Origin of the sequence: Streptacidiphilus rugosus AM-16, assembly GCF_000744655.1 — a bacterium.
GTDB classification, from domain to species: Bacteria; Actinomycetota; Actinomycetes; order Streptomycetales; family Streptomycetaceae; genus Streptacidiphilus; species Streptacidiphilus rugosus.
In genome coordinates, this window is sequence record NZ_JQMJ01000004.1 from 6,079,904 (window position 1) to 6,105,535 (window position 25,632).

The window sequence follows — 25,632 nt, forward strand, 5'->3', positions numbered from 1 at the left end:
CGGGTGGCTTGTCGCGCAGTTCCACGCGCCCCTGGAGGGGCAACGGACCCACGTCCTGACCTGTCGCGCCCACGCGCCGCAGGCGCACATCAGCACAGCCCCGCCCCCCTGGAGGGGCAACGGACCCACGTCCTGACCTGTCGCGCCCACGCGCCGCAGGCGCAGATCAGCACAGCCCCGCGCCCCTGGAGGTGCAGCTACTGCCGGAGCGGACCGCAGACGAAACTCAGCCCTCGATGGACGTCATCACGTGCTTGACGCGGGTGTAGTCCTCGAAGCCGTAGGCGCTGAGGTCCTTGCCGTAGCCGGACTTCTTGAAGCCGCCGTGGGGCATCTCCGCGACCAGCGGGATGTGGGTGTTGATCCACACCGCGCCGAAGTCCAGGCGCTTGGCCATACGCATGGCCCGCGCGTGGTCCTTCGTCCAGACCGAGGAGGCCAGCGCGAACTCGACGCCGTTGGCGTTGCGGACGGCCTCGGCCTCGTCGGAGAACTTCTGCACGGTGATGACCGGGCCGAAGACCTCGTTCTGGATGATCTCGTCGTCCTGGTTCAGGCCGGAGACGACGGTCGGGGCGTAGAAGTAGCCCTTGTCGCCGACCCGGTGGCCGCCGGCCTCGACCTTGGCGTGCGCCGGGAGGCGGTCGATGAAGCCGGTCACCTGGGCGAGCTGGTTGGCGTTGTTCAGCGGGCCGTAGAGCACGTCCTCGTCGTCCGGCTGACCGGTCTTCGTCTCGGACGCGGCCTTGGCCAGCGCCGCGACGAACTCGTCGTGGATCGACTCGTGCACCAGCACGCGGGTGGCGGCGGTGCAGTCCTGGCCGGCGTTGAAGTAGCCGGCCACCGAGATGCCCTCGACGGCGGAGTCGATGTCCGCGTCCTGGAAGACCACGACCGGGGCCTTGCCGCCCAGCTCCAGGTGGACGCGCTTGACGTCCTTCGCCGCGGAGCCCGCGACCTGGATGCCGGCGCGGACCGAGCCGGTGATGGAGGCCATCGCCGGGGTCTCGTGCTCGACCATCAGACGGCCGGTCTCGCGGTCGCCGCATACGACGTTGAAGACGCCGGCGGGCAGGATCTGCCCGATGATCTCGGCCAGCAGCACCGTGGAGGCCGGGGTGGTGTCGGACGGCTTGAGCACGACCGTGTTGCCCGCCGCGATCGCCGGGGCGAACTTCCACACGGCCATCATCATCGGGTAGTTCCACGGCGCGACCTGCGCGCAGACGCCGACCGGCTCACGGCGGATGATCGAGGTCATCCCGTCCATGTACTCGGCGGCGGACTTGCCCTCCAGCATCCGGGCCGCACCCGCGAAGAAGCGGATCTGGTCCACCATCGGCGGGATCTCCTCCGAGGCGGTGAGCCCCAGCGGCTTGCCGGTGTTCTTGGACTCCACCGCGACGAGCTCCTCGGCCCGCGCCTCGATCGCGTCGGCGATCTTCAGCAGGGCCAACTGGCGCTGCGAGGGGGTGGTGTCGCGCCACGCCTCGAACGCCGCGGCCGCGGCGTCCATGGCCGCGTTCACGTCGGCCTCGGCCGACAGCGGGGCGGTGGCGTAGACCTCGCCCGTCGTCGGGTCGATGACCTCGGTGGTGCGGCCGTCCGCCGCATCCGTGAACGCGCCGTTGATGTAGTTGCGCAGCTTCAGAAGCTCGCTCACTTCGGACCTCTCCTCGACTTCGTGCTCGGGCGACGTCGTTGTCGTCGCGCCAAGGGTAGCTCTGTACTGCGGTAATCGACAGACCCGCCGGAGAACAACGATGGATTCAGTATCCATTTCAAGCGTTCGCGACGGATTCACTTGCGAACGCGCGATCGATCAGGCATCGTGAGGGCCGTGGCCAACCGTGACCGGAACGCCAGCGTTCCTCTCGACTCCGTCTCCAAGGCGATCATCGAACAGCTCCAGGAGGACGGGCGACGCCCGTACGCGAGCATCGGCAAGGCCGTCGGCCTGTCCGAAGCCGCCGTGCGCCAACGCGTCCAGAAGCTGCTCGACCAGGGTGTCATGCAGATCGTCGCCGTGACGGATCCGCTGACCGTCGGCTTCGCCCGACAGGCGATGGTCGGCATCACGGTGGAAGGTGATATCGAGCCGGTCGCCGACGCGTTGGCCGCCATGGACGAGGTGGCGTACGTCGTGGTCACCGCAGGCTCGTTCGACCTGATGGCCGAACTGATCTGCGAGGACGACGAAGACCTCCTCGACCTGATCAACAAGCGCATCCGCGCGCTGCCCGGCGTGCGGAGAACCGAGAGTTTCGTTTACCTGAAGCTCCGGAAACAGACCTACACCTGGGGTACCCGATGAGCGCCGAGCCGGTCGCCAAGGACCTTTCCAAGTCCGCCTACGACCACCTGTGGATGCACTTCACCCGCATGTCGTCGTACGAGAAGAACCCTGTGCCGACCATCGTGCGCGGCGAGGGCCAGTACATCTTCGACTCCAACGGTCGCAAGTACCTCGACGGCCTCGCCGGCCTGTTCGTGGTGCAGGCCGGCCACGGCCGCAAGGACCTGGCCGAGGTCGCCCGGAAGCAGGCCGAGGAGCTCGCCTTCTTCCCGATCTGGAGCTACGCCCACCCGAAGGCCGTCGAGCTGGCCGAGCGCCTGGCGAACTACGCCCCGGGCGACCTGAACAAGGTCTTCTTCACCACCGGTGGCGGCGAGGCCGTCGAGACCGCGTGGAAGCTGGCCAAGCAGTACTTCAAGCTGACCGGCGAGCCCACCAAGTACAAGGTGATCTCCCGCGCGGTGGCCTACCACGGCACCCCCCAGGGCGCCCTGTCCATCACCGGCCTGCCGGCCCTGAAGGCCCCCTTCGAGCCGCTGGTCCCGGGCACCCACAAGGTCCCGAACACCAACATCTACCGCGCCCCGATCTTCGGCGACGACCCGGAGGCCTTCGGCCGCTGGTGTGCCGACCAGATCGAGCAGCAGATCCTGTTCGAGGGCCCGGAAACCGTCGCCGCCGTCTTCCTGGAGCCGGTGCAGAACGCCGGTGGCTGCTTCCCGCCGCCGCCCGGGTACTTCCAGCGCGTGCGCGAGATCTGCGACCAGTACAACGTGCTGCTGGTCTCCGACGAGACCATCTGCGCCTTCGGCCGCCTCGGCACCATGTTCGCCTGTGACAAGTTCGACTTCATCCCGGACATGATCACCTGTGCCAAGGGCATGACCTCGGGCTACTCCCCGATCGGCGCCTGCATCATCTCCGACCGCCTGGCGGAGCCGTTCTACAAGCAGGACAACACCTTCCTGCACGGCTACACCTTCGGCGGCCACCCGGTCTCCTCCGCGGTCGCGCTGGCCAACCTCGACATCTTCGACAACGAGGGCCTGAACAAGCACGTCCTGGAGAACGAGAACGCGTTCCTCACGACCCTGCAGAAGCTGCACGACCTGCCGATCGTCGGCGACGTCCGCGGCAACGGCTTCTTCTACGGGATCGAGCTGGTGACCGACAAGGCCACCAAGGAGTCCTTCACCGACGAGCAGTGCGAGCGTGTGCTCTACGGCTTCCTCTCGAAGGCGCTCTTCGAGAACGGCCTGTACTGCCGCGCCGACGACCGTGGCGACCCGGTCATCCAGCTCTCGCCGCCGCTGACCTCGGACCAGGCGACCTTCGACGAGATCGAGGGCATCCTCCGCAGCGTGCTGACCGAGGCGTGGACGAAGCTGTAAGGCTTCCCCAGGGCTTTTCGTCACCACCCTCCGCCGCAGGGCGGTCCTGACCGGTAAGGTCGGGGCCGCCCTGCGGTGTTTCCGTGAGGATTCCGTGCACATCTCGCAGGTATTCGGGCGAGAATCGGACACCCGAACGAGTGATAAACGCGACACGACGCCGAAAACGCCACGCAACCGGCACGGGGCTCCCTCGTTCTAGTCTGTGAGCCACCATCTCGCTGCAGCGGAGGAAGCCGTGAGCGTCGCCCCACCTGACAACGACGTGCTGTGGGCACGCGCGCTGGTCAAATCGCATCACGGCACCCCCGCCCTGCGCGGCATCTCACTCGGCGTGCGCGAGGGCGAGGTGCTGGCCGTCGCCGGCCCGCGCGGCTGCGGCAAGTCCACCCTGCTCGACGTGCTCAGCGGCCTGCTCCCCGCCGACGAGGGGGAGATCTGGTTCAACAGCTCCCCCGTCCACACCCTCGGCCGGGCCGGCCGCGAGCGGCTGCGCCGGGAACGCTTCGGCTACGTCGGCCCGCTGCCGCAGCTCGTGCCCGAGCTCAACGCCAGGGAGAACGTCGCACTGCCGATGCTGCTGGCCGGGCTGCCCAGGAAGGCGGCCGCCACGACGGCGAGCGAGTGGCTGGAGCGCCTCGACGTCGCCGACTGCGCCAAGCGCCGTCCGGCCGAGCTGCTGCAGGACCAGCGCCAGCGCATCGCCGTCGCACGCGCGCTGGCTCCGGCCCCGGCCGTGGTCTTCGCCGACGAGCCGACGGCCCCGCTGCACCGCGAGTCGCAGGACCAGGTGATGCGGATACTGCTCGCCGCGTCGCGGTCCCACAAGATCACCCTTATTCTGGCGACACACGACGCGAGCGTGGCCAGATACGCCAACCGGGTGGCGGTGATGGCGGACGGAAGGCTCGCCACCCCTGTCGACGCCCGGGACGCCGTCGCGCTGAGTGAGCTCGAAGAGGACGCCCGCACGTGTTCTACCTCCGCGTAGCGCGCGGATACCGCGCGCTGGACCTGCTGCGCTGGACGCTGACCGCCACCGCCTCGGCCGCCGTGGCGGCCCTGCTGCTGCGCGCGCTCGGCCGGGCGATGTCCGCGGGCGCGCCCTCCCCGGCCGGGCCGGGGGTCGACCGGCTGCTCTGGTGTCTGCCCGCACTGGCCGCGGTCACCTACCTGGCGGCGGCCTGGGCCAGGGCCCTGCCGCTGCAGCAGCCGGAGCGGGTCGCCGGGCTGGTCGCGGCGGGCGTGGGCCCGGTGCGGCTGCGGCTGCTGCTGGCCGGCGAGATGGCGCTGGCCTGCGCCTTCGGCGCGCTGCTCGCCCTGGTCGGCTTCCTGCTGCTGCGCGGCCACGTGGTGGAACTGATGCCGGACGGCAAGCTCGACGCGGCGCTCGGCGTCAGCGGCACGCTGCCGGTCGCCGGCACCCTCACCCTCCTGGCCGTGGTGCCGCTGCTCGGCGGCGCGGCCGCCGCGGCGGCGGTCAGGCCGACCGACGTCATCCCCGTCGACGGCTCGGACGAGCCGCAGCGTCGCCCCAGCCTGCTGCGCATCGCGATGGCGGCGGCGCTTCCCGCGGCGGGAACGCTCGTCGTGGTGACCGCCGTCCGGGTGAACGGCGCCGAGGCGGGCGCGGTCGGCTGGGTCATCGCGGTCGTCGGCATCGCCGTCGCGGTCCCGGTCCTGCTCTACGGGGCGGGCCAGGCCCTGGCCTGGGGCCGACCGCGCGCGGCCAGGCTGATGGCGGGGCGCGGCCTGCAGGCACAGGCGTGGCGTCTGGGCACCCCGCTGGCGGTGCTTTCGGTCGCGGGCGCGGTCGGCGTGGTGGCGGCGCTCCGCTACGCCTCGTCCGCGCACCGGCCGGAGGGGCCGCTGCCGCTGATCGAGGCGGGGCTCGTCGCGCTCTGCGTGATCGGCGCGCTCATCACCCGCCTGGCCGAACTGGCCGGTGCGCATCGCGCGGCCTACGCGCCGCTGCGGCGCATGGGTGCGCCGACCTCGATGCTGCAGGGCTCGGTGGCGCTGCGCACCGGCGCTGCCGGCCTGGTCGTGCTCGCGGCGGGCAGCGGCGCGGGCCTGCTCGCAGCCGCAGTGCTCAACATCTGACCGGGTCGCCCCGGACGCCAGGCCCGTCCCGCCCCGGTCAGCCCTCGCCGTGCTCCGCACCCGCGCGCGGCTTGGCGCGCGGCTGGGCTCGGACGTGCATGCGCTCGCCCTGTCGGCCGAAGAGGCTGAGCACCTCGACCGGACGGCCGTCGGCGCTGCTGAACCAGTGCGGCAGACGGGTGTCGAACTCGGCGGCCTCCCCGGGGCCCAGCACCAGGTCGTGCTCGGCCAGGACCAGGCGCAGCTTGCCGTCCAGGACGTAGAGCCACTCGTAGCCCTCGTGCGTCCGCAGGTCGGGCTCGCCGCCACGGTCATTGATGATCATCTTGTAGGCCTGGAGCGGGCCTGGACCGCGGGTCAGCGGGACGGCCGTCCCGCCGTTCGCCATGGCGCGCGGCGTCAGCCTGACCCGGGGATCGCCCACCTCGGGCGCGCCGACCAGGTCGTCCAGCGGCACCCGGTACGCCCCGGCCAGCGGTAGCAGCAGCTCCAGGCTGGGTCGGCGCTGACCGGACTCGAGCCGGGACAGGGTGCTCCTGGAGATGCCGGTCGCCTCGGAGAGCGCGGCCAGGGTCAGCCCGCGCCTGGCGCGCAGCGCCCGCAACCGTGGGGCGACCTCGTCGAGGACCGCCTGGTAGGCCGTCCCCTCCTCCGCTCGGGCCGGAGCGGGGTCGGTTCGAGCGTCGTGCGTGTGAGCGGGGTCCATGCGGGCATCTCACCCCGCCGTCCCGGAATTGGCAACAGAAGTTGCCAGGTCCGCGCAGGCGGGTGCACGCTCCCTGGCATGAGCGCACATCAGGACTCCGGACACGCACACGGCCACCGTCAGGGCCACGCCGATCATGCCGGCGGGAACGGCCACGGTCACCGCCACGGCAGCACCGACATCGACTGGGGGCAGATGGCCGCCCAGCTGGTCCAGGGCGGGGAACTCCAGTTGCCGGTGCTGCGCGGCACGGCGGCCAGGCTGAGCGAGTCGTTCGCACCGGAGCACCGGGTGCGGCGGATCCTCGACATCGGCAGCGGGCCCGGCGTGATGACCTGCGTCCTGGCCGAGGCCTTCACGGGCGCCGAGGCGGTCGCGGTGGACGGCACGCCCGAACTTCTGGAGCACAGCCTGACCCGCGCCGGGCAGCTCGGTCTCGGCGACCGGGTGTCCGTCCTGCACGCGGAGCTGCCGGAGGGCCTGGACCGTCTGGGCGAGGCCGACCTGGTCTGGAGCAGCAAGGCCGTGCACCACCTGGGCGACCAGCAGGGCGCCCTGGACGCGCTGGCCGGACTGCTGCGGCCGGGCGGCGTGCTCGCCGTGTCGGAGGGCGGGCTGCCGATGCGCTTCCTCCCCCGTGACATCGGAGTCGGCCGCCCCGGACTCCAGTCCAGGATCGACGTCGTCATGGAGGACTGGTTCGCGGTGATGCGGTCGGAGCTGCCGGGCAGCAAGCCCGTGGTCGAGGACTGGCCCGCGATGTTCCGCGCCGCCGGTCTCACCGACGTCCGCAGCTTCACCCTGCTGCTCGATCTCCCGGCCCCGCTCGACGCGGCGGCCCGCACCTTCCTGCGCGGCCATCTGAACCGGGCGCGGGAGTCGATGGGCGAGGTCCTGGACGCGGACGACCTGGGGACACTCGACCTGCTGCTCGACCCCGACGCACCGGAGGGCGTCATGCACCGTCCGGACGCGTTCCTGCTCTCCGCCACCACGGTCGTCACGGGCGTGCGTGCGTAGCGGGAGTGAGGACACGCAGAGGGCCCGGAGCGCTTCGCGCGCTCCGGGCCCTCTCGCGTCGGTTCAGCCCGCCGCGGCGAGCTGGCCGCAGGCGCCGTCGATCTCCTGGCCGCGGGTGTCCCGCACGGTGACCGGGACGCCGTGGGACTGCAGCCGCCGGACGAACTCGCGCTCGTCCTCCGGGCGGGAGGCGGTCCACTTCGAGCCCGGGGTCGGGTTCAGCGGGATCAGGTTCACGTGGGCGCGGTGGTTCTTCAGCAGCCGGCCCAGCAGGTCGGCCCGCCACGCCTGGTCGTTGATGTCCTTGATCAGCGCGTACTCGATCGAGATCCGACGGCCGGACCTGTCCGCGTAGTCCCACGCGGCGTCCAGCACGTCCGCGACGTTCCAGCGGGTGTTGACCGGGACCAGCTCGTTGCGCAGCTCGTCGTCCGGCGCGTGCAGCGAGACGGCGAGGCGGACGCTCAGGCCCTCCTCCGACATCCGGTTGATCGCCGGCACCAGGCCCACCGTGGAGACGGTGATGCCGCGCTGGGAGAGTCCGAAGCCGGACGGAGCCGGGTCGGTCAGCCGGTGGATCGCGGCGATCACGCGCTTGTAGTTGGCCAGCGGCTCGCCCATGCCCATGAACACGACGTTGGACAGCCGCACCGCGCGCGCCTCGCCGTCCTCGCCCGCCTTCGCCCCGCCGAAGTCGCCGTCCCGGATCGCGCGCATGCCCGCGGCGATCTGCTCGACGATCTCCGCAGTCGACAGGTTGCGGGTCAGCCCGGCCTGGCCGGTGGCGCAGAACGGGCAGTTCATGCCGCAGCCCGCCTGCGAGCTGATGCACATGGTGACCCGGTCCGGGTAACGCATCAGCACGGACTCGACCAGCACGCCGTCGAAGAGCTTCCAGAGCGTCTTCCTGGTCGTGTCGTCGTCGCAGGAGACGTGCCGGACCTCGGTCATCAGCTCGGGCAGCAGCGCCTCCGCGAGCTTCTCCCTGGACGCGGCGGGAATGTCCGTCCACTCCTCGGGGCGCCCGGCGAGCCGACCGAAGTACTGACGCGAGAGCTGGTCCGCGCGGAACGGCTTCTCGCCCAGCGCGGCGATCGCCTCACGCCGCTCGGCGGCACTGAGGTCGGCAAGATGCCGCGGCGGCTTGGCACCGCGCGGCGCGACGAAGGTGAGTTCACCCGGGAGTGGTTTAGGCATGATTCACCCAGTGTCTCAGATCGGGAACGTGTGCCGGACTGGCCGACGGCGCGTCCCGTCGTCGGCCCTCGAACGTCCGGCCCGGGAACCGGAGCGGCAGGCCGGGCGGTAGCATCTGCGCGATCACTGAAGGCCGAGCCCGGGGGACCCTGTGAGCACCGAACCGAACGGACTGGGCGGTCTGCCCAGATTCGAGCACCGGACCCGGCCGGACGAGATGCTGCCGCCGCCGTCGGACGTCAACGCCCGGGCCCTGAAGGCTCTCATGTTCTCGCTCGTCCCAGGCGTGTCCGTCCTGGCGATCCTGTACGCCGTCATCGCCCTCGGGCAGATCAGCGACACCGGGCAACGCGGCCGCAGCCTGGCGGTCATCGCCCTGGTCCTCGGCCTGGGGTGGGTCGCGGCGGGGATCTGGCTGATGGCGCTCAGGAACTGAAGAAGCGCCCCCGCACGCCCCTCACCCCGTTCACTCCGTCGACGGGGAGGTGAGCGCGAACCAGGCGTTCGCCTCCTCGGCGGACAGGACGCTGCTCAGTTCGGCCGTGCCCGGCAGCATCGGGAAGAAGCGGTCGGCGTTCCAGCTCCGCCGGTAGGCAGGTTCGTCCAGCACGAGGAGGCGGCGTCCCTGCACGACCGGGATGTCGTCGGGTAGCCCCTCGTTCCAGATCCGCTGCCCGTCCGCGGCGAAGAGCTCGAAGGCGCCCGTCGCGACGACTCCGCTGCGCCCGCGGGCGGGCGAGGGGTCCGTGGCCAGCCGGACGCTCTCCGCCGACGGCGCGGTGCCGGGCAGGTGGCCACCGCCGATGAGGACGTGGGCGAGCAGCGTGTGCAGCTGGAAGTTGTCGCCGATGCCGCCGATGCGGATCGTGAACCCGGTGCCCGTGGGCCGGTGCAGTACCACCAGGGGCTCGTCGTCGAGGACCGCCAGCGCGTAGGCCAGGCACTTGAGGTCGTGCCGCTCCAGCGCCGCCAGGTCGCGGCAGACGGGGATCAGGGTCTCCGCGTGCTGCCGGCGCACCGAGGCGCTGCGGCACAGCACGGCCAGCGCGGGGGCCTGCCACTGCTCGACCGAGCACCAGGCGAGCGCCAGTCGCAGCGCCTCGTGGGCCTCGCCGCCCAGCCGGGCCTTCAGCGCTTCGTCGATGATGTTCTCGTCCGGCTCCGGCAGCTCCCCGGCGCCGTCGCCGGCCGCGGTCCAGCGGCGGGCGAACTCCAGCGCGTCGAGCAGGTCGCGGCGGACGCCGTCGAGTATCGGCTCCGCACAGGCGGCAGGATCGGCCCCGCGCTCCACGCAGAAGCCGGCCGCCGTCGCCAGCATCGCCCGGGGACCCGTGGGCGGGAAAGCCGGGACCAGGGCGGCCAGCCGGGGCCCCGCCGACACGCAGGCGGTCTCGTCCGCCGACCGAAGACCGTTCATCACGGCACCGAAGGCACGCTCGGTGCGGGCGCCGTCGCGGGCGCTCACCGCCTGCTCCAGCTCGGACACGACGGCGGCCAGGTCCGGGCTCTGCTGCTTCCTCTTGAAGATCACCGGCACACCCTAGGGCCAAGGACCGACAGTCGTCCGGAGACGCCGCAGACCCCCGGCCGGTGGGGGCAGGGGGTCTGCGGTTCGCGGATCAGACCGCCGGGGCCGGAGCCAGCTTCGGGTTCGCGCCGTAGCTGTTCTCGGCTGCCTCGCCCTCGGTGGCCCAGAAGACGAGCAGGGCGATGTAGCCGACACAGGTCAGCGCGATCAGCAGCCACCAGCCGCTGCGGCCGGTGTCGTGCAGGCGACGGATGGCCACCGCGAGGTACGGGAGCAGCACCGCCAGGCCGTAGATCCCGACCAGGATCGGCGAGCCGATGGCCGAGTCGACCGCGTAGAGCACGGCCTCGATGATCGCGTTGAACAGGAAGAACATCCAGAATTCCTGGCGGCGTGCTCTACCGCTGAATCCGACGTAGTTCTTGATGACCGCCAGGTACCAGTTCACGGGTCCCCTCCATGGCTCAAAAGTGAGCCTCTGCGCATTGATGTTCGAGCAGCGCAGAACCTAGGGACCCGTGAACCACCTGGTCAAGGGTATTAACGAACTGTTCCTCAACCCGCCCCGACAAAACCGACCAGAACCAGCCAGACCACCGGCGCGGTGGGCAGCAGGGAGTCCAGCCGGTCCATGATCCCGCCGTGACCGGGCAGCAGCGTGCCCATGTCCTTGATGCCGAGATCGCGCTTGATCATCGACTCGCCGAGGTCGCCCAGGGTGGCACTGACCGCGACACAGGCGCCCAGGACCAGGCCCTGCCACCAGGAGCCGCCGGTGATCATCAGCTGCATCCCGGCCGCGCCCGCGGCCATGCACAGCAGCACGCCGCCGACCAGGCCCTCGCGGGTCTTGCCGGGGCTGATCCTCGGAGCCAGCTTGTGCCTGCCGAAGCGCGAGCCCGCCGCGTACGCGCCGGTGTCGCTGCAGACCGTCAGGACCAGGAACAGGGCCACCCGCTGCGGCCCGTCGTGGGCGGCCAGCATCAGCATCACGAAGGTGGCCAGGAACGGCACGTAGAAGGCCGTGAAGATGCCCGCCGTGACATCCCGCAGGTAGTTCTCCGGAGGTTCGGTCATCCGCCAGACCAGGACCGCCAGCGAGGTCAGCGCGAGCGTCACCACCGCGGCCTGCGGACCGCCGAGGTACGCGGCGACCTGCATCGCCGCTCCGCCGACCAGCAGCGGGATCAGCGGCACCCGGATGCCCTTGGCCTCCGTGAGCCGGCTGGTGAGCTCCCACATGCCCACGCAGACCGCCGCCATGACCACGCCGACGAACAGCCACTTGACCCAGAAGAGCGAGGCCACGATGACCACGCCCAGGCCGAGGCCCACCCCGACCGCGGCCCGGAGGTCGCGGCCGGCCTTGGGCGCCGCCTTGGCGGGCGCCGCCGGAGCGGGAGCTGCGCCGGGCTGCTGCTCAGGTGGGGGCGCGGGCTGCTGCTCGGGCGCGGGAGGCATGTACTGAGTGTGCGCCATCGCCTGGTCGCCGTGCAGAGCGGAGTGCTCCGACGGCGGCCCGTACGGCGGCTGGTGCTGCCCCTGCGGCGGCTGCCCGTAGGGCTGCTGCTGGGGCTGTCCGTACTGCTGCGGGTGGCCGACCTGGTACGGATGGTCGACCACCGGCGGCATGAGCGTGGTGGCCTGATCGTCGCCGTACGGCGACGATCCCTCCGGCGGCGTTACCTGGCCCTGTGCGCGGGCCCCGGCACCCTTGTCTCCAAGAGTCGGCCCCCAGAAGGAATCGTCGTTCATCAGACCTCGAGCAGCTCGGCTTCCTTGTGCTTGAGCAGCTCGTCCACCTGGGCGACGTAGCGGCTGGTGACGTCGTCGAGCTCCTTCTCGGCGCGGCGCACCTCGTCCTCGCCGGCCTCACCGTCCTTGACCATCTTGTCGAGCGTGTCCTTGGCCTTGCGGCGGACGTTGCGAATGGAGATCTTCGCGTCCTCGGCCTTGTTGCGCGCGACCTTGATGTACTCCTTGCGGCGCTCCTCCGTCAGCTGCGGGAAGTTCACGCGGATGATGGAGCCGTCGTTGCTCGGGTTGACGCCGAGGTCGGAGTTGCGGATGGCCTCCTCGATGACCCGGAGCGAGCTCTTGTCGAACGGCGAGACGACCGCCATCCGGGGCTCCGGCACCGAGAACGAGGCCAGCTGGTTGATCGGGGTCATCGCGCCGTAGTACTCGGCCACGATCTTGGCGAACATCGCGGGGTGCGCACGGCCGGTGCGGATCGCGGCGAAGTCGTCCTTGGCCACGCTGACGGCCTTCTCCATCTTCTCCTCGGCCTCGAGGAGGGTCTCTTCGATCACAATCTGCTCCTGTCCGGGCGACCCGGTCTCGAACTGCTGGAACTGCTTCGCTACTACCGGGCACGTTTGCCGAGGAGTGCCCGGTTGTCCATCCCCCGCGTCGGCGCGCGGCCCCCGTCAGACGGAGGGCGCGTCGGCGCTGATCAACGTGCCGATCTTCTCACTGCGCACGGCCCGGGCGATATTGCCCTCCTTCAGCAGCTCGAAGACGCGGATCGGCAGGTTGTTGTCCTTGCAGAGCGTGATCGCGGTCAGGTCGGCGACCTTGAGGTCCCTGGCGATCACCTCGGAGTATTCCAGGGCGTCGAACTTGACGGCGTCAGGGTTGCTGCGCGGGTCGGAGTCGTAGACCCCGTCGACGCCGTTCTTGCCCATGAGCAGGACCTCGGCGTGGATCTCCAGCGCACGCTGGACGGCCGTCGTGTCCGTGGAGAAGTAGGGCATGCCCATACCGGCGCCGAAGATCACGACGCGGCCCTTCTCCAGGTGCCGCACCGCGCGCAGCGGCAGGTAGGGCTCGGCGACCTGGCCCATCGTGATCGCGGTCTGGACCCGCGTCTCGATGCCCTCCTTGTTGAGGAAGTCCTGGAGCGCCAGGCTGTTCATCACGGTGCCGAGCATGCCCATGTAGTCCGAGCGGGCCCGGTCCATCCCGCGCTGCTGGAGCTCGGCGCCGCGGAAGAAGTTGCCGCCACCGATGACCACGGCGACCTCGGTGCCGCCGCGCACCACCGTCGCGATCTCGCGGGCGATCGCGTGGACCACGTCCGGGTCCACCCCGAGGCCGCCGCCGCCGGCGAATGCCTCGCCGGAAAGCTTGAGCAGTACGCGGCGACGCGTGGTTCCCTCGTCAGCGGTCATCTGCATCGGCTCCTCCTTGAAGCACTGTGAAGCTGGGTACACAAGAAGAGGCCACCGCCGTCGGCACCAGTTCGGTTACCTGCACGGCAGTGGCCTCCTTGTCGTTCTCACGACTCACATCGTAGGGGCTGGCCGGGGCCTGCCCCGTCGCACGATCCGAAGGATCAGGCGCCGACGCGGAAGCGGGCGAAGCGGACCAGCTTGACGCCGGCCTCGTCCAGGACCTTCTGGACGGTCTTCTTGTTGTCCTTGGCGTAGGCCTGGTCCAGGACCGCGTTCTCCTTGACGAAGCCGGTCACGCGACCCTCGACGATCTTCGCCAGGGCAGCCTCGGGCTTGCCCTCCTCGCGCGCGGTCGCCTCGGCGATGCGGCGCTCGTTGTCGAGCACCTCGGCCGGGATGTCCTCGCGGGAGAGGTAGCCGGGGCCGAACGCGGCGATGTGCTGCGCGACGCCCTTGGCGACCTCTTCGTTCTCGCCGTCCAGCTCGACCAGGACGCCGATGGCCGGCGGCAGGTCGGGGTCGGTGCGGTGCATGTAGACGTTCACGTACGCGCCGCCGGTGAACTGGGCGAAGCGACGGAAGACGATCTTCTCGCCCAGGGAGGCGTTGGCCTCGTCCACGAACTGCTGGACGGTCTTGCCGGGCTCGATCTCGGCGGCCAGGGCGGCCTCGATGTCGGCCGGGGAGGTCTTGGCGACGAAAGCGGCCAGCTCGTTGGCGACAGCCACGAACTTGCCACCCTTGGCGACGAAGTCGGTCTCGCAGTTCAGCTCGACCAGAACGCCGGAGGTGCCCTCGATCAGGGAGACGACGGCGCCGTTGGAGGCGTCGCGGCCCTCACGCTTGGCAACGCCCTTCTGGCCCTTGATGCGGAGCAGCTCGACGGCCTTCTCGACGTCGCCTGCGGCCTCCTCGAGCGCCTTCTTGCAGTCCATCATCCCGGCGCCGGTGAGCTCACGGAGCTTCTTGACGTCCGCGGCGGTGAAGTTCGCCATGGTTCCTGAATCTCTTCTCGCGTTGTCTTGGAAGGAAGCGAAAGTTCGCGACCGTTCGACACACGGGAGGGGTACGCCGGCGAGTGCCGCCGTACCCCTCCCCGGTCAAGCGGTTCAGGCCTGCTCGGCCTCGGTGACCTCGGCAGCGGCCTCGGCGGCGGGGGCCTCGGCGGCCTCGGCGTCGGCGACCTTCTCGGTCTCGGCGGAGGTCTGGACCTCGGCCTCCTCGGCCTTCTTCTCGGCGCCGGCGAGCTGCTCGAGCTCCCACTCGGCCAGCGGCTCGGCGGCACCGGCGTCAGCCGGCTTCACGTCGCCCTTGGCGGCACCGGAACGGGCCATCAGACCCTCGGCGACGGCGTCGGCGACCACGCGGGTCAGCAGGGTGACCGAGCGGATGGCGTCGTCGTTGCCCGGGATCTTGTAGTCGACCTCGTCGGGGTCGCAGTTGGTGTCCAGGATCGCGACGACCGGGATGTTCAGCTTGCGAGCCTCGCCGACGGCGATGTGCTCCTTCTTGGTGTCGACGATCCACACGGCGGACGGCACGCGCTGCATGTCGCGGATACCGCCGAGGGTCTTCTCCAGCTTCTCGTACTCACGCTGGAGCACGAGGAGCTCCTTCTTGGTGAGCCCGGAGCCGGGCACATCCGTGAAGTCGATCTCGCTGAGCTCCTTGAGGCGCTGCAGACGCTTGTAGACGGTGGAGAAGTTGGTCAGCATGCCGCCGAGCCAGCGCTGGTTCACGTAGGGCATGCCCACGCGGGTGGCCTGCTCGGCGATGGCCTCCTGGGCCTGCTTCTTGGTGCCGACGAAGAGGACGGAGCCGCCATGGGCGACCGTCTCCTTGACGAACTCGTAGGCGCGGTCGATGTAGTTCAGCGACTGCAGCAGGTCGATGATGTAGATGCCGTTGCGCTCCGTGAAGATGAAGCGCTTCATCTTCGGGTTCCAACGACGGGTCTGGTGACCGAAGTGGACGCCGCTCTCCAGCAGCTCCCGCATCGTGACGACGGCCATGGCCGTACTCCTTGAGATTGCTCGGTTGTCCCGCCGCGGCCGGTGGCCGTGGCGCCTGACGCCCTGGGTCGTGCCGTCTCCTGCGGGCGCTCCGATCGGATCGTGATCAGATCGGGGGGCCGAAGGACCGAGCGGCACTGCGTCGGAGGCCGACGCCGGGCGTGCGAAGTCGACCCGGCACGCCGGGTCGCGAAAGAAGTGTACGGGAAGCACCGGAGGGCTAGCGACCCGCGACGGTCACCCGGGCTCACCCGTCCGGGTGGCGAGGTTGTCCACAGGGGCCGGGTTGTCCACAAGTGGACTGCGGAAACCGGGGGTTGTCGGCGGACGGGAGCAAAGTGCGGTCATGACGCGCACCGCTTCCCCTTCCGCTCCCTGCTCCGCTCCCCATCCTCCCCCGCCGCCGCTGCCGGGCGGACGCCGCGCGCTGCTGGCCCTCGGGCTGCTGCTCTGGCTGGTCATGGCGCTGCTCGGTCCGCCGGGGCGGGCGCACGCGCACGTGCACGCCCCCCTGGACGCCCCCCTGGACGCCCCCCTGGAGGCACAGGGGTCGCGGGCCCGGAGCGGCAGCGGGCTGCTCGTGCGGCCGCTGCCCACCGGCGGCACGCTCGCCGACGTGCTGCGGCGCTTCGATCCGCCGCCGGTGCGGTGGGCCGCCGGGCACCGCGGGGTGGATCTGGCCGCGCCGGTGGGCGCGGCGGTGCGCTCGGTCCGGGCCGGGGTGGTCTCCTACGTCGGCGAGATCGCCGGAAAGCCGGTGGTCGCGGTGGAGCTCACCGGGTCGGGTGCACCCCCGCTGCGGACGACGTTCGAGCCGGTGGAGCCGAAGGTCGCGGTCGGCGAGGCCGTGGGAGCCGGCCAGGTGCTCGGGACGATCGCCGCGCGGGGCGGACACTGCCCGGTGAGCTGCCTGCACTGGGGGCTGCTCAGGGGCCGCCACTATCTGGACCCGCTGGCGCTGGTCGCTCCGGGTCAGGCGCGGCTGCTGCCGCTGACGCCGTCGAGCACCAGGGCGACGGTCGCGTCGATGATCACCTCGTCGCTCTCGACGGCGCCGCCGAGCTCCAGTCGCTTGGCGGCAGCCTCGACGGCCCCCTGGAGCAGCACGGCGGCGAGCGCCGGCTGCGGGTGCCCGAGTTCGGCCAGCGCGTCGACGATGGGCCCGACGAGCTGCCCGTGCGCGGCCCGGATCCGGGCCCGTGCGGCGTCGTCCAGTTCCATCGCCGAGATCGCGGCGACGGCGCGGTGGCGCGGATCGCCCGCCAGGGCGAGCTGCGCCCTGACATAGGCCTCGACGCGCGCCGCGGGGGTCGGCTCGGCGGCGACGGCGTCGGCCACCTCGGCGGCCCAGGCGGGGAAGTCGACGGCGCAGAGCTCCTCGACGACGGCGGCCCGGGACTTGAAGTACTCGTAGACCGAGGAACGGGCCAGGCCGGTACGGGCGGCCAGGCGGGGGAAGGTCAGCGCCTCCATGCCTCCGGCGGCGAGCAGTTCCCGCGCGGCGGCGAGAAGGGCGTCGCGCTGGAGCCGACGGTGTTCGACGAGAGTGGCAGCTCGGATCTTCGGCACCCCACCAGGTTAGCGTCGGGCCCTCGGCGTCCGTGGGGAGACCGACCCGCGGTCGACGGTGCCGCGAGCGGGCGCGGCCGGCCCGCACGAGCATGCCTGGACGCGCGCTCGGTGTGTCCCAGGATGTCTCAACGCGCGTCGGAGAGCTTGGCCCGCAGTTGGAGAACGGCCTTGGTGTGGATCTGACTGATCCTGCTCTCCGTCACACCGAGCACCCCGCCGATCTCGGCCAGCGTCAGTCCCTCGTAGTAGTACAGGCTGACCACCGTCTTCTCCCTGTCGGGAAGGGTGTTGATCGCGCGCGCCAGCAGCCGGCGCACCTCACGGCTCTCGGCGACCTCCTCGGGATCGTCCGCGGCCTGGTCCGCCAGGGTGTCGACGAGGCTGCCGCGGTGCTCCCCGCTCTCACCGGAGCCGTGCAGCAGTTCGTCGAGGGCGACGACGTTGGCGAGGGAGAGCTGACTGAAGATGCCGTGCAGCTCCTCGATCTGGATGCCCATCTCCGCCGCGACCTCCGAGTCGCCCGGTGTGCGGCGCAGGCTGACCTCCAGCGTCGCGTAGGCGCGCTCCACGGCGCGCGCCTTCTGCCGGATGGAGCGGGGGATCCAGTCCAGTGCACGCAGTTCGTCGATGATCGCGCCACGGATCCGGCTGATGGCGTAGGTCTCGAACTTGATCGCCCGGTCCGGGTCGAACTTCTCGATCGCGTCGATCAGTCCGAACACGCCCGACGAGACGAAGTCGGCCTGTTCGACGTTGGCGGGCAGCCCGACGCCGACGCGGCCGGCCACGTACTTCACCAGCGGCGAGTAGTGCAGGATCAGTTGCTCCCGCAGCCGCGGATCCCCGGTCTGCTTGTAGGCGCGCCACAGCTCGTCCACCGTGCGCACCCGCGCGCTGCGGGGGCCGGGGATGCTGCGGGGCTCCCCCGCAGGGGAGCTGGCGTACCTGGGCATACGTCGCTTGAGCCGTTCTACCGATCCCATTGGGCCATTCAACGGAACGGTTGTGAGCGTAGCGTGACGGAGTGCTTTCTGAGCGCTATCAAGCCGCCTTGCACGCCGGATTCAGCCTCCAGTGCGCCCCCAGCCGTTCGACCAGACCGAGCGAAGCGAGCTCGTAGAGACGAGGGAGCACCACGTCGGGGCCCAACAGCGAGCGCTGGACCAGCGATTCCACGGTGGTCCCGCGCGCCGCGGCGGGGAGCGATTCGAGCACGCGCAGAGTCTCGGGGGCCAGCGCGTCCCGCAAGCGTTCACGCCCCTCCGGGGTGGCGGCGAGATCGGCGCCGATCGCGCCGATCTGCTCGATGATCTCCGGGACGTCGCCGACCAGCAGACCGCCCCGGCGGATCAGCTCGTGCGTGCCGGCCGAGAGCGAGCTGGTGACCGGTCCGGGCACGGCCATCACGTGACGGCCCAGATCCCCGGCCCAGCGTGCGGTGTTGAGCGAGCCGCTGCGGCGCGCCGCCTCGACGACCACGGTGCCACGGGTCAGCGCGGCGATGACCCGGTTGCGCTGCAGGAACCGCGGACGGTTCGGATGAGCGCCGAGCGGCAGCTCGCTGAGCAGCAGCCCGCGTTCCGCGATGCGGCGCACCAACTGGTCGTTGGCGCGCGGGTAGACCTGGTCCACGCCGCAGGCCAGCACGCCGACGGTCGGCCCGCCGACGGCGAGCGCGCCCCGGTGCGCGGCGGCGTCGACGCCGAAGGCCGCGCCGGAGAAGACCGTCCACCCCCGTTCGGTGAGACCCGCGGCGAAGTCCGCCGCCATCCGCTGGCCGTAACCGGTGCAGGCCCGCGCGCCGACCACCGCCACGGACCGCACGGCCAGCACCCGCAACGATCCGGCGCCCCGCGCCCACAGCGCGACCGGCCGTGCCACCCCGAGATCGTCCAGCTGCGTCGGCCACCCCGGCTCCCCGGGACAGATCAACCTCGCCCCGATCAGCGCCCCACGGGCCAACTCCCGCTCCCCCTCCGGAGCGGCCACTCCGGCGGGCAGCGCCCGGACGAACCGCCGCAGCGCCTCCACCGGCCCCCACTCCGCGATCACGCCCCCGGCCCGCTCGTCGCCGGGCTCCACCACCCGCGTCAACGCGGCCCAGGCGACACGTTCGGGGGTGACGGCATCCCCTGCGGGGCTGGTCATGGCGGCTCCTCACGACGACACGGACGGGTTGGGGACCGGCAGGGTCCCGTGCCGAGGGCTCGCTTCTGGACGAGGCTCGGCACGGGACCGGTCTGGGGCGGGGCGGATCGGGTCTGGGGCGGGGCGGCCCGCGCCCGCCGGCGCTAGAAGCAGGGTTCGAGGGGTGGGGCGTCGCGGATGTGGGTGCCGCGGAGGGCGAGGGCGGTGCGGACGTGGGCGCGGGCGGGGCGGTCGGCGGCGGAGAGATCGGCGACCGTCCAGGCGACGCGGAGGACGCGGTCGAGGCCGCGGGCGGTGAGGAAGCCGCGTTCCATCTCGCGCTCCGCGTCGCGCAGCGCCTCGGGACCGAGCGGGTAGCGGGTGCGGAGCTCGTGGCCCGGGACCTCGCCGTTGACGCGCCACGGGGTCTCCGCGTAGCGGGCAGCCGCGCGGTCGCGGGCGGCGAGCACGCGGGCCGCGACCACCTCGGTGGACTCCGCCGGGGACTCGCGCCGGAGCAACTGCGCCCGGCTGACCGCGTCGACCTCGACGCGGAGATCCACCCGGTCGAGCAGCGGTCCGCTCAGCCGGGCCTGGTAGCGGTTGACCATCGTCGGCGTGCATTCGCAGAGCTCCCCGCGTCTGGACCACCGGCCGCACGGGCACGGGTTCGCCGCGAGCAGCAGCAGGAACCGGGCGGGCAGCCGCATCGACCCGGCGGAGCGGGCCACCAGCACCTCGCCCGATTCGAGCGGCTGACGCAGCGCGTCGAGGACCCGGACCGAGAACTCCGGCGCCTCGTCGAGGAACAGCACTCCCCGGTGGGCCAGCGACGCCGCTCCGGGCCGCGGCAGGCCGCTGCCGCCGCCCACGATGGCCGGCATCGTGGTCGAGTGGTGCGGAGCGCAGTAGGGCGCGCGCTGGACGAGCGGGCGGCCGGCCGGAAGCAGGCCGGCCACCGAGTGGATCGCGGTGACCTCCAGCGCCTCGCGCGGGAGCAGCGGCGGCAGGATGCCGGGCAGGCGTTCGGCCAGCATCGTCTTTCCGGCGCCCGGCGGGCCCTTCAGAAAGAGGTGGTGGCCGAAGCGCAGGGAATTGCATCTGATGCGTGATGCCGAGAGGTGCAAGCCGGTGATCTGCGACATCTTGCCTCCAGCCTTGGAATCGATTGAAAGCCTCTGACCTGCCACATTGCGCCCAGATGTGCATCTGATGCATGATTCGCGCGTTCGGCGGAAGGGGCGGGGATGGGCAAAGTGGAGGCCGGACCGGGGTCCGCCCGGCTGGTGCTGGTCGACGGAGTCGCGCTCCTGCACCCGGAGGACGCGGTGCTCGACGCGATGCTTGTGGGCTGGGGTCGGCAGCAGCGCGGAGGGCGCCGACTGGAACCTGACACCATCGAGGACCGCGAGCGGACGGTGCGCCGGTTCACGGAGTTCGCCGGCGAGTACCCGTGGCGATGGACGGCCGCCCACATGGACGAGTGGACGACGTACCTGATCGCCGAGCTCGGTCGGGCAAGCTCCACGATCCGCAACTACCAGGCCGCGGTTCGCCTGTTCTGCGACTACATCACGTCGCCGTACTACGAGTGGCCCGAGCAGTGCGAGGCCCGCTTCGGCACACACCCGGTGCAGATCTGCCACGAGTGGAACACCGCAGCCCATCTGCTCGACTACGAGGGCGACGCGGAACGTCGGCCGATGACCCGCGAGGAGATCCAGGCCTTCCTCGACTACGCGGACGACCGGGTCGAGTTCGCGGTCCGTCGGCACCGCAAGGGCGCCCAGGCCGCCTACCGGGACGCGACCGTCTTCAAGGTCATCTACGGCTGGGGGCTGCGGTGCACCGAGACGTCGAAGCTCGACATCACCGACTTCTACCGGAACCCCAAGGCTCCTGAACTGGGCCGCTTCGGGTCGATCAGCGTCCGTTTCGGGAAGGGCTCCAAGGGCTCCGGTCCCAAGCGCCGCATGGTGCTCAGCGTCATGCCCTGGGCGGTGGAGGCCCTGGAGGACTACGTCGTGAACCTCCGACCCCGCTATCGGGCGTCCCACAAGCCCGCGCTGTGGCTGACTGAGCGTGACGGCCGACTGAAGGCTCGGGAGATCGAGGATCGGTTCGCCGAGTACCGGGACGCCCTGAAGCTGGACGAGGCCCTGACGCCGCACTGCCTGCGGCATTCTTACGTGACACACCTGATCGAGGACGGGGCGGACCCGCAGTTCGTCCAGCAACAGGTCGGACATGACTACGCCTCGACGACCGCCATCTACACCGGCGTCAGCGGCGACTTCATGAACACGATGATGCGCAAGGTCCTGGACGGGGCCATGGCCGCGGAACGGTAGGGAGACGACGTGAAGGCCAAGCTGGACTACCACTGGCACCTGCGGGAGATCATGGCCAACCGGGGCATGTTCTCCACCACCGACCTGCGCCCGCTGCTGGCTGAACGCGGGATCGACCTGTCCGCCAGCCAGGTCTACCGGCTGGTGACCGAGAAGCCCGAGCGGCTCAGCCTGAAGATCCTCATGGCTCTGCTGGACATCCTGGGCTGCACGATGGAGGAGCTCATCGAGCCCATGGCCGCGGCCGGTGCCGGTCGCCGCAAGACCGCTGTCGGCGAGTCGAGCGGCGAGCCCGGGGTGGGCGACCTCCGCCCCAAGCGAGCTCGCGTACTGCCGAAGTGACCCGGCATGACGATCTCGAAGGACACCGTCGCTTCCCGCTGTGACACCGAGCCGGTCGCCGCCATCACGGACATCGTCCTCGCCGTCGAACCGACCATGAGCCAGGCCGAGGCCGAGAGAGCCGTCCTCGACGTGGTGACCCGACGCGACTACCAGCGCGAGCTTGCCAGGGCGCTGACCGCAGCCCCGGACCTGCTCACCTCGGGGCGCCCCGAAGGGCCGAGGTCCGTCGAACGGCTGATACGCGCCCTGCTCGCTCACGGCGCCCGCCAAGTCGTACTGCCTCGCTGCCCGCGGTGCGGGAACGCCCGCCCGCTGCTCTGCCGAGACGGTGACCTGCGGATCTGCAACAAGTGCTCCCACCGGGCGGCCAGCCGCAACCAACCGTGCGCCGGCTGCGGCAAGCCACGAATCACCGCATACCGTGACCATCTCGGGCAACCCTGGTGTCAGTACTGCCGTCCCGGCGCCGGAACACCCACCGACGATCCGCTCCGGGAACTCGTCGAAATCGTCTGCAGCATCGAACCGGGCATGCCGCAGCAGGCTGTGATCGACGCGATCAGCGAGGCCATCCCGCTGCTGTCCCAGATCCGCCAGACCGCTGGCGCACTGCGCGACGCTCCCGACCTGCTGACCGGCCGGGGAGCACACGGCTCGCCGCGTGTCATCGCTCTGATCGGCGCCCTCGTCTCCCGAGGCGCCGCCAACGTCGTCGCGCCGCCGTGCACCATTTGCGGCGTGGTCAAGCCACTGCGGTCCACCCTCCACGGTCTGCGGTGCTGCAGACACTGCTACCAGCTCAGCAACCAGAAGGCCTGCGCCGACTGCGGCCAGGTCCGCAGCATCTCCTTTCGCACCATGGAGGGACGTCTTCTCTGCCGCCCCTGCTCCAACAAGCAGCCCTCGGCCTACGACGACTGCGCTTCGTGCGGCCGCCGGAAGCGCATCGTCACCCGCGCGAAGGGCGCCCCGCTCTGCAAGACCTGCTACCTGCCGGTCGTCACCTGCTCGATCTGCAACAAGGCCAAGCCCTGCTACTTCGCCGACACCGACGCACCCCGCTGCCCGAACTGCTCGCGCAACCTTGCGACGCCGGAGCCCTGCACCCGCTGCGGCCGCGTCCGGCTGGTCCGCGCTCGCGCCAAGGACGGCGGCGCGATCTGCCAGGCCTGCGGAGTGGTGCGCGAAGCCTGCGGGGACTGCGGCAGGAAGCGCCCCGTCAGCTCCAGAACCCCGGAGGGCTCCCCGCTCTGCCGCAACTGCTACGAAAAGAGCCCCCTGTCCTACCGCGAGTGCACCGGTTGCGGCAGCCTCGAACGGCTCTACCACCACGGACTCTGCGACTCCTGCGCACGCGCGGCCGCAGTCCAGGACCTGCTCGCCGATGCGGACGGCGTCGTGCCTGCTCGGTTGTCCGGACTCGCGTCCGCCCTGCTGGCCGGCGAGCCGCTCGCGGCCCTGCGCTGGACCAACATGCCCACGAGCCGGGCGATGCTCGCCCACCTCATCGCCAGCCGTGAACCGATCACGCACGAGGCCCTGGACGCCGCCCCGTCCGAGAGGGCCGCCCGCCACCTGCGAGCGATCCTCGTCGCCCACGGTGTTCTTCCCGAGCGCGACGAACAGCTCGCTGCCCTGGAACGCTGGATCACCAGGGCCCTCGCGGAGATCAGCAACCCGGAAGACCGACGCGTCGTCCAGAGCTTCGCGACCTGGCACCACCTGCGGCGCTATCGACGAAAGTCCTCCGTTAAACCCCTGACTCACCCGCAGACCACCCAGGCCCGCCGAGAGATCACCACGGCGATCAGCCTGCTGACCTGGCTCTCCAAGAGCGACCGGACCCTGGAAACCTGCACCCAAGAACACATCGACCACTGGCTCGACACCGACCGGGCCGCTCGCCCCTTCGGCCGCACCTTCATCCTCTGGGCGACCCGGAACCGGCACTGCCGACCGCTCACGATCCCCGTCGTCAAGCCGAAAAAGGGCACGCTCTTCATCGGCCAGGACGACCGCTGGACGCTGATCCGCCGACTGCTGCACGACGATGAGATCGACCTCACCGCCCGAGTTGCGGGCCTGCTCCTGCTGCTGTTCGCACAGCCGCTGACCCGCATCGCGCGCATCACTCCAGGCGACATCACGGTCAGCGCCGAGAAGGTCACTCTCACCCTCGGGCGTGAACCGCTGGAACTTCCTCCACCCGTCGACCAGCTCGTGCTCCAGCTGCGAGACCTTCCCGACCTCAATCCCCGAGCTGACGACCGGACGAAACGGTGGCTGTTCCCCGGCATCTCGCCCGGGACTCCGCTGAGCAATCAGGCCCTGATGGATCGCCTCAAGCCGCTCGGGATCCAGTCCAGGCCGTCCCGGAACACGACGATCCAGGAGCTGGCCTCCGAGCTGCCCGCCGTGGTCCTCAGCAAGCTCCTCGGCGTTCACATCACCACCGCCACTCGCTGGTCCCGCACCACAGGCGCGAACCGAACCGAGTACGCCGCCGAGCTCTCCCGCAGACGGGCATTCCGCAAGTCCTGATAGCCGGACCTACCAGTACCCGCCGCGGCGATTTCGAGCGCATGGCGGGCCTCGAACTGGCCGGCCACGTCCGCCATGTCCTTCTTCCAGTCGGCGCCGTGCCGGACGCCGATCCCCGGCAGGGACAGGCCCGCGAGGGCGGGATCGGGCCCCGAGGGGAAGAGCGGATCCGGGGGCTCCTCCGGCTCGGGCTCGCCGCAGAGCAGCGCGATGAGCTGCCGCAGCGAACGCACCGCGAGCACCTCGACACCGGGCACCAGCGCGGCCTCCGCCGCCGTCGCCTCGGGGACGGCGACCTTGGCGTACCCGGCCTCGGCCGCCGCCAGCACGGAGGGCAGCACCCCGCGGACCGGGCGGGCGCGGCCGTCCAGGCTGAGCTCGCCGACCAGCAGCAGGCGCTCGATCGCCTCCGGCCGCAGCCGCTCCGCCGCCGCCAGCACCGCGCAGGCGATCGCCAGATCGAAGCCGGAGCCGCTCTTGGGGACCGAGGCCGGCGACAGCCCGACCGTCAGCTTCTTCAGCGGCCAGCGCTCGCCGCTGTTCACCACGGCGGCCCTGACCCGGTCGCGGGACTCGTTGATCGCCTTGTCCGGCAGGCCGACGATCGTGAACGCCGCCAGGCCGGGCTCCAGATCGGCCTGGACCTCGACGACGACGCCGTCCACCCCGATCAGGGCGACCGAACCGGTGCGGGCGAAGACCATCTCAGCCCACCGCCCCACGCAGGTGGGTGATCCGCGCCGGACCGCGGCGGCCGTGCACGACGCAGATCAGATCGACCCGGACGCCTCCCGGCGGGGGCGGGCCCGACCAGCACTCGGCGAGCCAGCGCTCGGCCAGGACGAGGAGGCGTTCCGCCTTGGCCGGGCCGACGGCCTCGGCGGGGCTCTGCACGCCGTGCTCGCTGCGGGTCTTGACCTCGCAGACGGCGAGAGCCGGGCCGCCCGGCGGCCGGGGATCGAGTGCGACGATGTCGAGCTCGCCGGCGCGGCAGCGCCAGTTCCTGGCGAGGACGCGCAGTCCGGCCGCCTCCAGATGGCGGGCGGCGGCCTGCTCCCCGTAGCGGCCGAGAGCCTGGGTCCGTGCGGTCATCGGGATCACCTCCGCCGAGAAATCTCCCGGTCGCGGAGGTGCGGAGCCAGCGGCGTCCGCCGGCCTGTGGACAACGAATGGCTGTGGAAAACCCGGCCACCCCGGCGGGTGAAACCGAAGCGCGGCCACCCGCCCCCGGCACCGCACGCCCCCGCAGGCAACCCGCTCCCCCGGG

23 protein-coding genes and 3 pseudogenes are annotated in these 25,632 nt (G+C 71.1%); 10 read left to right on the forward strand and 16 right to left on the reverse strand.

Going from position 1 to position 25,632, the window contains the following annotated elements:
- Positions 1 to 226 precede the first annotated feature (226 nt).
- Positions 227 to 1,663 carry a gamma-aminobutyraldehyde dehydrogenase gene (locus tag BS83_RS36490; RefSeq protein WP_037607556.1) on the reverse strand — a complete coding sequence of 479 codons (1,437 nt, stop codon included), beginning with the start codon at positions 1,661 to 1,663 and terminating at the stop codon, positions 227 to 229.
- 177 nt (positions 1,664 to 1,840) lie between these two features.
- Here BS83_RS36490 and BS83_RS36495 point away from each other — a divergent pair, with 177 nt between their 5' ends.
- The 4 genes from BS83_RS36495 (at position 1,841) to BS83_RS36510 (ending at position 5,790) form a co-directional block, all read left to right on the forward strand.
- Complete coding sequence (locus BS83_RS36495; protein ID WP_037607557.1) at positions 1,841 to 2,314, forward strand: Lrp/AsnC family transcriptional regulator; 474 nt, start codon at positions 1,841 to 1,843, stop codon at positions 2,312 to 2,314.
- Entirely contained in the window at positions 2,311 to 3,687 is a 1,377-nt protein-coding gene (locus BS83_RS36500) for an aspartate aminotransferase family protein (protein WP_408641065.1), read from the forward strand. The genes BS83_RS36495 and BS83_RS36500 overlap by 4 nt, the downstream gene beginning before the upstream one ends.
- Before the next feature lie 238 nt (positions 3,688 to 3,925).
- Entirely contained in the window at positions 3,926 to 4,678 is a 753-nt protein-coding gene (locus tag BS83_RS36505; RefSeq protein WP_051944754.1) for an ABC transporter ATP-binding protein, read from the forward strand.
- Positions 4,660 to 5,790 carry a hypothetical protein gene (locus BS83_RS36510; protein ID WP_051944757.1) on the forward strand — a complete coding sequence of 377 codons (1,131 nt, stop codon included), beginning with the start codon at positions 4,660 to 4,662 and terminating at the stop codon, positions 5,788 to 5,790. Before BS83_RS36505 ends, BS83_RS36510 begins: the two co-directional genes overlap by 19 nt.
- A 37-nt stretch (positions 5,791 to 5,827) precedes the next feature.
- On the opposite strand, the gene BS83_RS36515 is transcribed toward BS83_RS36510, so the two are convergent.
- Positions 5,828 to 6,496, reverse strand: a complete 669-nt coding sequence (locus tag BS83_RS36515; RefSeq protein WP_084714689.1) for a helix-turn-helix domain-containing protein — start codon at positions 6,494 to 6,496, stop codon at positions 5,828 to 5,830.
- A gap of 78 nt (positions 6,497 to 6,574) precedes the next feature.
- Here BS83_RS36515 and BS83_RS36520 point away from each other — a divergent pair, with 78 nt between their 5' ends.
- Positions 6,575 to 7,516 (forward strand): class I SAM-dependent methyltransferase, encoded by a 942-nt coding sequence (locus tag BS83_RS36520; protein ID WP_037607559.1) that lies wholly within the window; start codon positions 6,575 to 6,577, stop codon positions 7,514 to 7,516.
- A 63-nt stretch (positions 7,517 to 7,579) separates the two neighbouring features.
- On the opposite strand, the gene rlmN is transcribed toward BS83_RS36520, so the two are convergent.
- Complete coding sequence (rlmN, locus tag BS83_RS36525; RefSeq protein ID WP_037607560.1) at positions 7,580 to 8,713, reverse strand: 23S rRNA (adenine(2503)-C(2))-methyltransferase RlmN; 1,134 nt, start codon at positions 8,711 to 8,713, stop codon at positions 7,580 to 7,582.
- 151 nt (positions 8,714 to 8,864) lie between these two features.
- Here rlmN and BS83_RS36530 point away from each other — a divergent pair, with 151 nt between their 5' ends.
- Positions 8,865 to 9,149, forward strand: a complete 285-nt coding sequence (locus tag BS83_RS36530) for a DUF4190 domain-containing protein (protein ID WP_037607561.1) — start codon at positions 8,865 to 8,867, stop codon at positions 9,147 to 9,149.
- 30 nt (positions 9,150 to 9,179) lie between these two features.
- Here the strand turns inward: BS83_RS36530 and BS83_RS36535 are convergent, their stop codons facing one another.
- The 7 genes from BS83_RS36535 to rpsB form a co-directional block, all read right to left on the reverse strand.
- Positions 9,180 to 10,244, reverse strand: coding sequence for a hypothetical protein (locus tag BS83_RS36535; RefSeq protein WP_232248614.1), 1,065 nt, complete (start codon positions 10,242 to 10,244; stop codon positions 9,180 to 9,182).
- Between the two features lie 88 nt (positions 10,245 to 10,332).
- Positions 10,333 to 10,689 (reverse strand): DUF805 domain-containing protein, encoded by a 357-nt coding sequence (locus BS83_RS36540; protein ID WP_037607564.1) that lies wholly within the window; start codon positions 10,687 to 10,689, stop codon positions 10,333 to 10,335.
- Between the two features lie 107 nt (positions 10,690 to 10,796).
- Complete coding sequence (locus BS83_RS36545) at positions 10,797 to 11,996, reverse strand: phosphatidate cytidylyltransferase (RefSeq protein WP_084714691.1); 1,200 nt, start codon at positions 11,994 to 11,996, stop codon at positions 10,797 to 10,799.
- The gene (frr, locus tag BS83_RS36550; RefSeq protein ID WP_037607566.1) at positions 11,996 to 12,553 is read right to left on the reverse strand and encodes a ribosome recycling factor; all 558 of its coding nucleotides are present in this window, start codon (positions 12,551 to 12,553) and stop codon (positions 11,996 to 11,998) included. The genes BS83_RS36545 and frr overlap by 1 nt, the downstream gene beginning before the upstream one ends.
- 117 nt (positions 12,554 to 12,670) lie before the next feature.
- Positions 12,671 to 13,420, reverse strand: coding sequence for a UMP kinase (gene pyrH, locus BS83_RS36555; protein ID WP_037607568.1), 750 nt, complete (start codon positions 13,418 to 13,420; stop codon positions 12,671 to 12,673).
- A gap of 158 nt (positions 13,421 to 13,578) precedes the next feature.
- A complete protein-coding gene (tsf, locus tag BS83_RS36560; RefSeq protein WP_037607569.1) occupies positions 13,579 to 14,412 on the reverse strand; it encodes a translation elongation factor Ts in 834 nt (277 codons plus the stop codon).
- A gap of 114 nt (positions 14,413 to 14,526) precedes the next feature.
- Positions 14,527 to 15,429, reverse strand: coding sequence for a 30S ribosomal protein S2 (rpsB, locus tag BS83_RS36565; protein ID WP_037607570.1), 903 nt, complete (start codon positions 15,427 to 15,429; stop codon positions 14,527 to 14,529).
- A 460-nt stretch (positions 15,430 to 15,889) separates the two neighbouring features.
- Here rpsB and BS83_RS44575 point away from each other — a divergent pair.
- Positions 15,890 to 16,369: pseudogene (locus BS83_RS44575) on the forward strand (peptidoglycan DD-metalloendopeptidase family protein); the annotation flags it as partial.
- A gap of 32 nt (positions 16,370 to 16,401) precedes the next feature.
- On the opposite strand, the gene BS83_RS36570 reads toward BS83_RS44575, so the two are convergent.
- From BS83_RS36570 to BS83_RS36585, 4 genes and pseudogenes are all read right to left on the reverse strand, one after another.
- Complete coding sequence (locus BS83_RS36570; RefSeq protein WP_084714693.1) at positions 16,402 to 16,998, reverse strand: TetR/AcrR family transcriptional regulator; 597 nt, start codon at positions 16,996 to 16,998, stop codon at positions 16,402 to 16,404.
- 128 nt (positions 16,999 to 17,126) lie between these two features.
- On the reverse strand, positions 17,127 to 17,954 hold the full coding sequence (gene whiG, locus BS83_RS36575) for an RNA polymerase sigma factor WhiG (protein ID WP_037607571.1): 828 nt from the start codon (positions 17,952 to 17,954) through the stop codon (positions 17,127 to 17,129).
- Between the two features lie 88 nt (positions 17,955 to 18,042).
- Positions 18,043 to 19,149, reverse strand: coding sequence for a DNA-processing protein DprA (dprA, locus tag BS83_RS36580; protein ID WP_037607572.1), 1,107 nt, complete (start codon positions 19,147 to 19,149; stop codon positions 18,043 to 18,045).
- A 143-nt stretch (positions 19,150 to 19,292) separates the two neighbouring features.
- Positions 19,293 to 20,210: pseudogene (locus tag BS83_RS36585) on the reverse strand (ATP-binding protein); the annotation flags it as partial.
- Positions 20,211 to 20,375: 165 nt separating this feature from the next.
- Here BS83_RS36585 and BS83_RS36590 point away from each other — a divergent pair.
- From BS83_RS36590 to BS83_RS36600, 3 genes are read left to right on the forward strand one after another with little or no spacing between them, the layout of a single operon-like run.
- The gene (locus BS83_RS36590) at positions 20,376 to 21,479 is read left to right on the forward strand and encodes a tyrosine-type recombinase/integrase (protein WP_037607573.1); all 1,104 of its coding nucleotides are present in this window, start codon (positions 20,376 to 20,378) and stop codon (positions 21,477 to 21,479) included.
- 9 nt (positions 21,480 to 21,488) lie between these two features.
- Complete coding sequence (locus tag BS83_RS36595) at positions 21,489 to 21,821, forward strand: helix-turn-helix domain-containing protein (RefSeq protein WP_037607574.1); 333 nt, start codon at positions 21,489 to 21,491, stop codon at positions 21,819 to 21,821.
- A gap of 6 nt (positions 21,822 to 21,827) precedes the next feature.
- On the forward strand, positions 21,828 to 24,365 hold the full coding sequence (locus BS83_RS36600; protein ID WP_037607575.1) for a hypothetical protein: 2,538 nt from the start codon (positions 21,828 to 21,830) through the stop codon (positions 24,363 to 24,365).
- Positions 24,366 to 24,382: 17 nt separating this feature from the next.
- On the opposite strand, the pseudogene BS83_RS44580 reads toward BS83_RS36600, so the two are convergent.
- Together BS83_RS44580 and BS83_RS36610 are read right to left on the reverse strand one after the other, a co-directional pair.
- Positions 24,383 to 25,069 (reverse strand): annotated as a pseudogene (locus tag BS83_RS44580) (magnesium chelatase domain-containing protein); the annotation flags it as partial.
- Between the two features lies 1 nt (position 25,070).
- Positions 25,071 to 25,457, reverse strand: a complete 387-nt coding sequence (locus BS83_RS36610; protein WP_037607577.1) for a YraN family protein — start codon at positions 25,455 to 25,457, stop codon at positions 25,071 to 25,073.
- Positions 25,458 to 25,632 lie beyond the last annotated feature (175 nt).

Excerpts from the sequence above, each read along its gene's own strand:
- whiG (WP_037607571.1), bottom strand. The coding sequence starts at position 17,954 with ATGCCCAGGTACGCCAGCTCCCCTGCGGGGGAGCCCCGCAGCATCCCC.
- rpsB (WP_037607570.1), bottom strand. The coding sequence starts at position 15,429 with ATGGCCGTCGTCACGATGCGGGAGCTGCTGGAGAGCGGCGTCCACTTC.
- dprA (WP_037607572.1), bottom strand. The coding sequence starts at position 19,149 with ATGACCAGCCCCGCAGGGGATGCCGTCACCCCCGAACGTGTCGCCTGG.
- tsf (WP_037607569.1), bottom strand. The coding sequence starts at position 14,412 with ATGGCGAACTTCACCGCCGCGGACGTCAAGAAGCTCCGTGAGCTCACC.
- rlmN (WP_037607560.1), bottom strand. The coding sequence starts at position 8,713 with ATGCCTAAACCACTCCCGGGTGAACTCACCTTCGTCGCGCCGCGCGGT.
- BS83_RS36500 (WP_408641065.1), top strand. The coding sequence starts at position 2,311 with ATGAGCGCCGAGCCGGTCGCCAAGGACCTTTCCAAGTCCGCCTACGAC.
- BS83_RS36515 (WP_084714689.1), bottom strand. The coding sequence starts at position 6,496 with ATGGACCCCGCTCACACGCACGACGCTCGAACCGACCCCGCTCCGGCC.
- pyrH (WP_037607568.1), bottom strand. The coding sequence starts at position 13,420 with ATGCAGATGACCGCTGACGAGGGAACCACGCGTCGCCGCGTACTGCTC.
- BS83_RS36600 (WP_037607575.1), top strand. The coding sequence starts at position 21,828 with ATGACGATCTCGAAGGACACCGTCGCTTCCCGCTGTGACACCGAGCCG.
- BS83_RS36590 (WP_037607573.1), top strand. The coding sequence starts at position 20,376 with ATGGGCAAAGTGGAGGCCGGACCGGGGTCCGCCCGGCTGGTGCTGGTC.
- BS83_RS36610 (WP_037607577.1), bottom strand. The coding sequence starts at position 25,457 with ATGACCGCACGGACCCAGGCTCTCGGCCGCTACGGGGAGCAGGCCGCC.
- BS83_RS36520 (WP_037607559.1), top strand. The coding sequence starts at position 6,575 with ATGAGCGCACATCAGGACTCCGGACACGCACACGGCCACCGTCAGGGC.
- BS83_RS36545 (WP_084714691.1), bottom strand. The coding sequence starts at position 11,996 with ATGAACGACGATTCCTTCTGGGGGCCGACTCTTGGAGACAAGGGTGCC.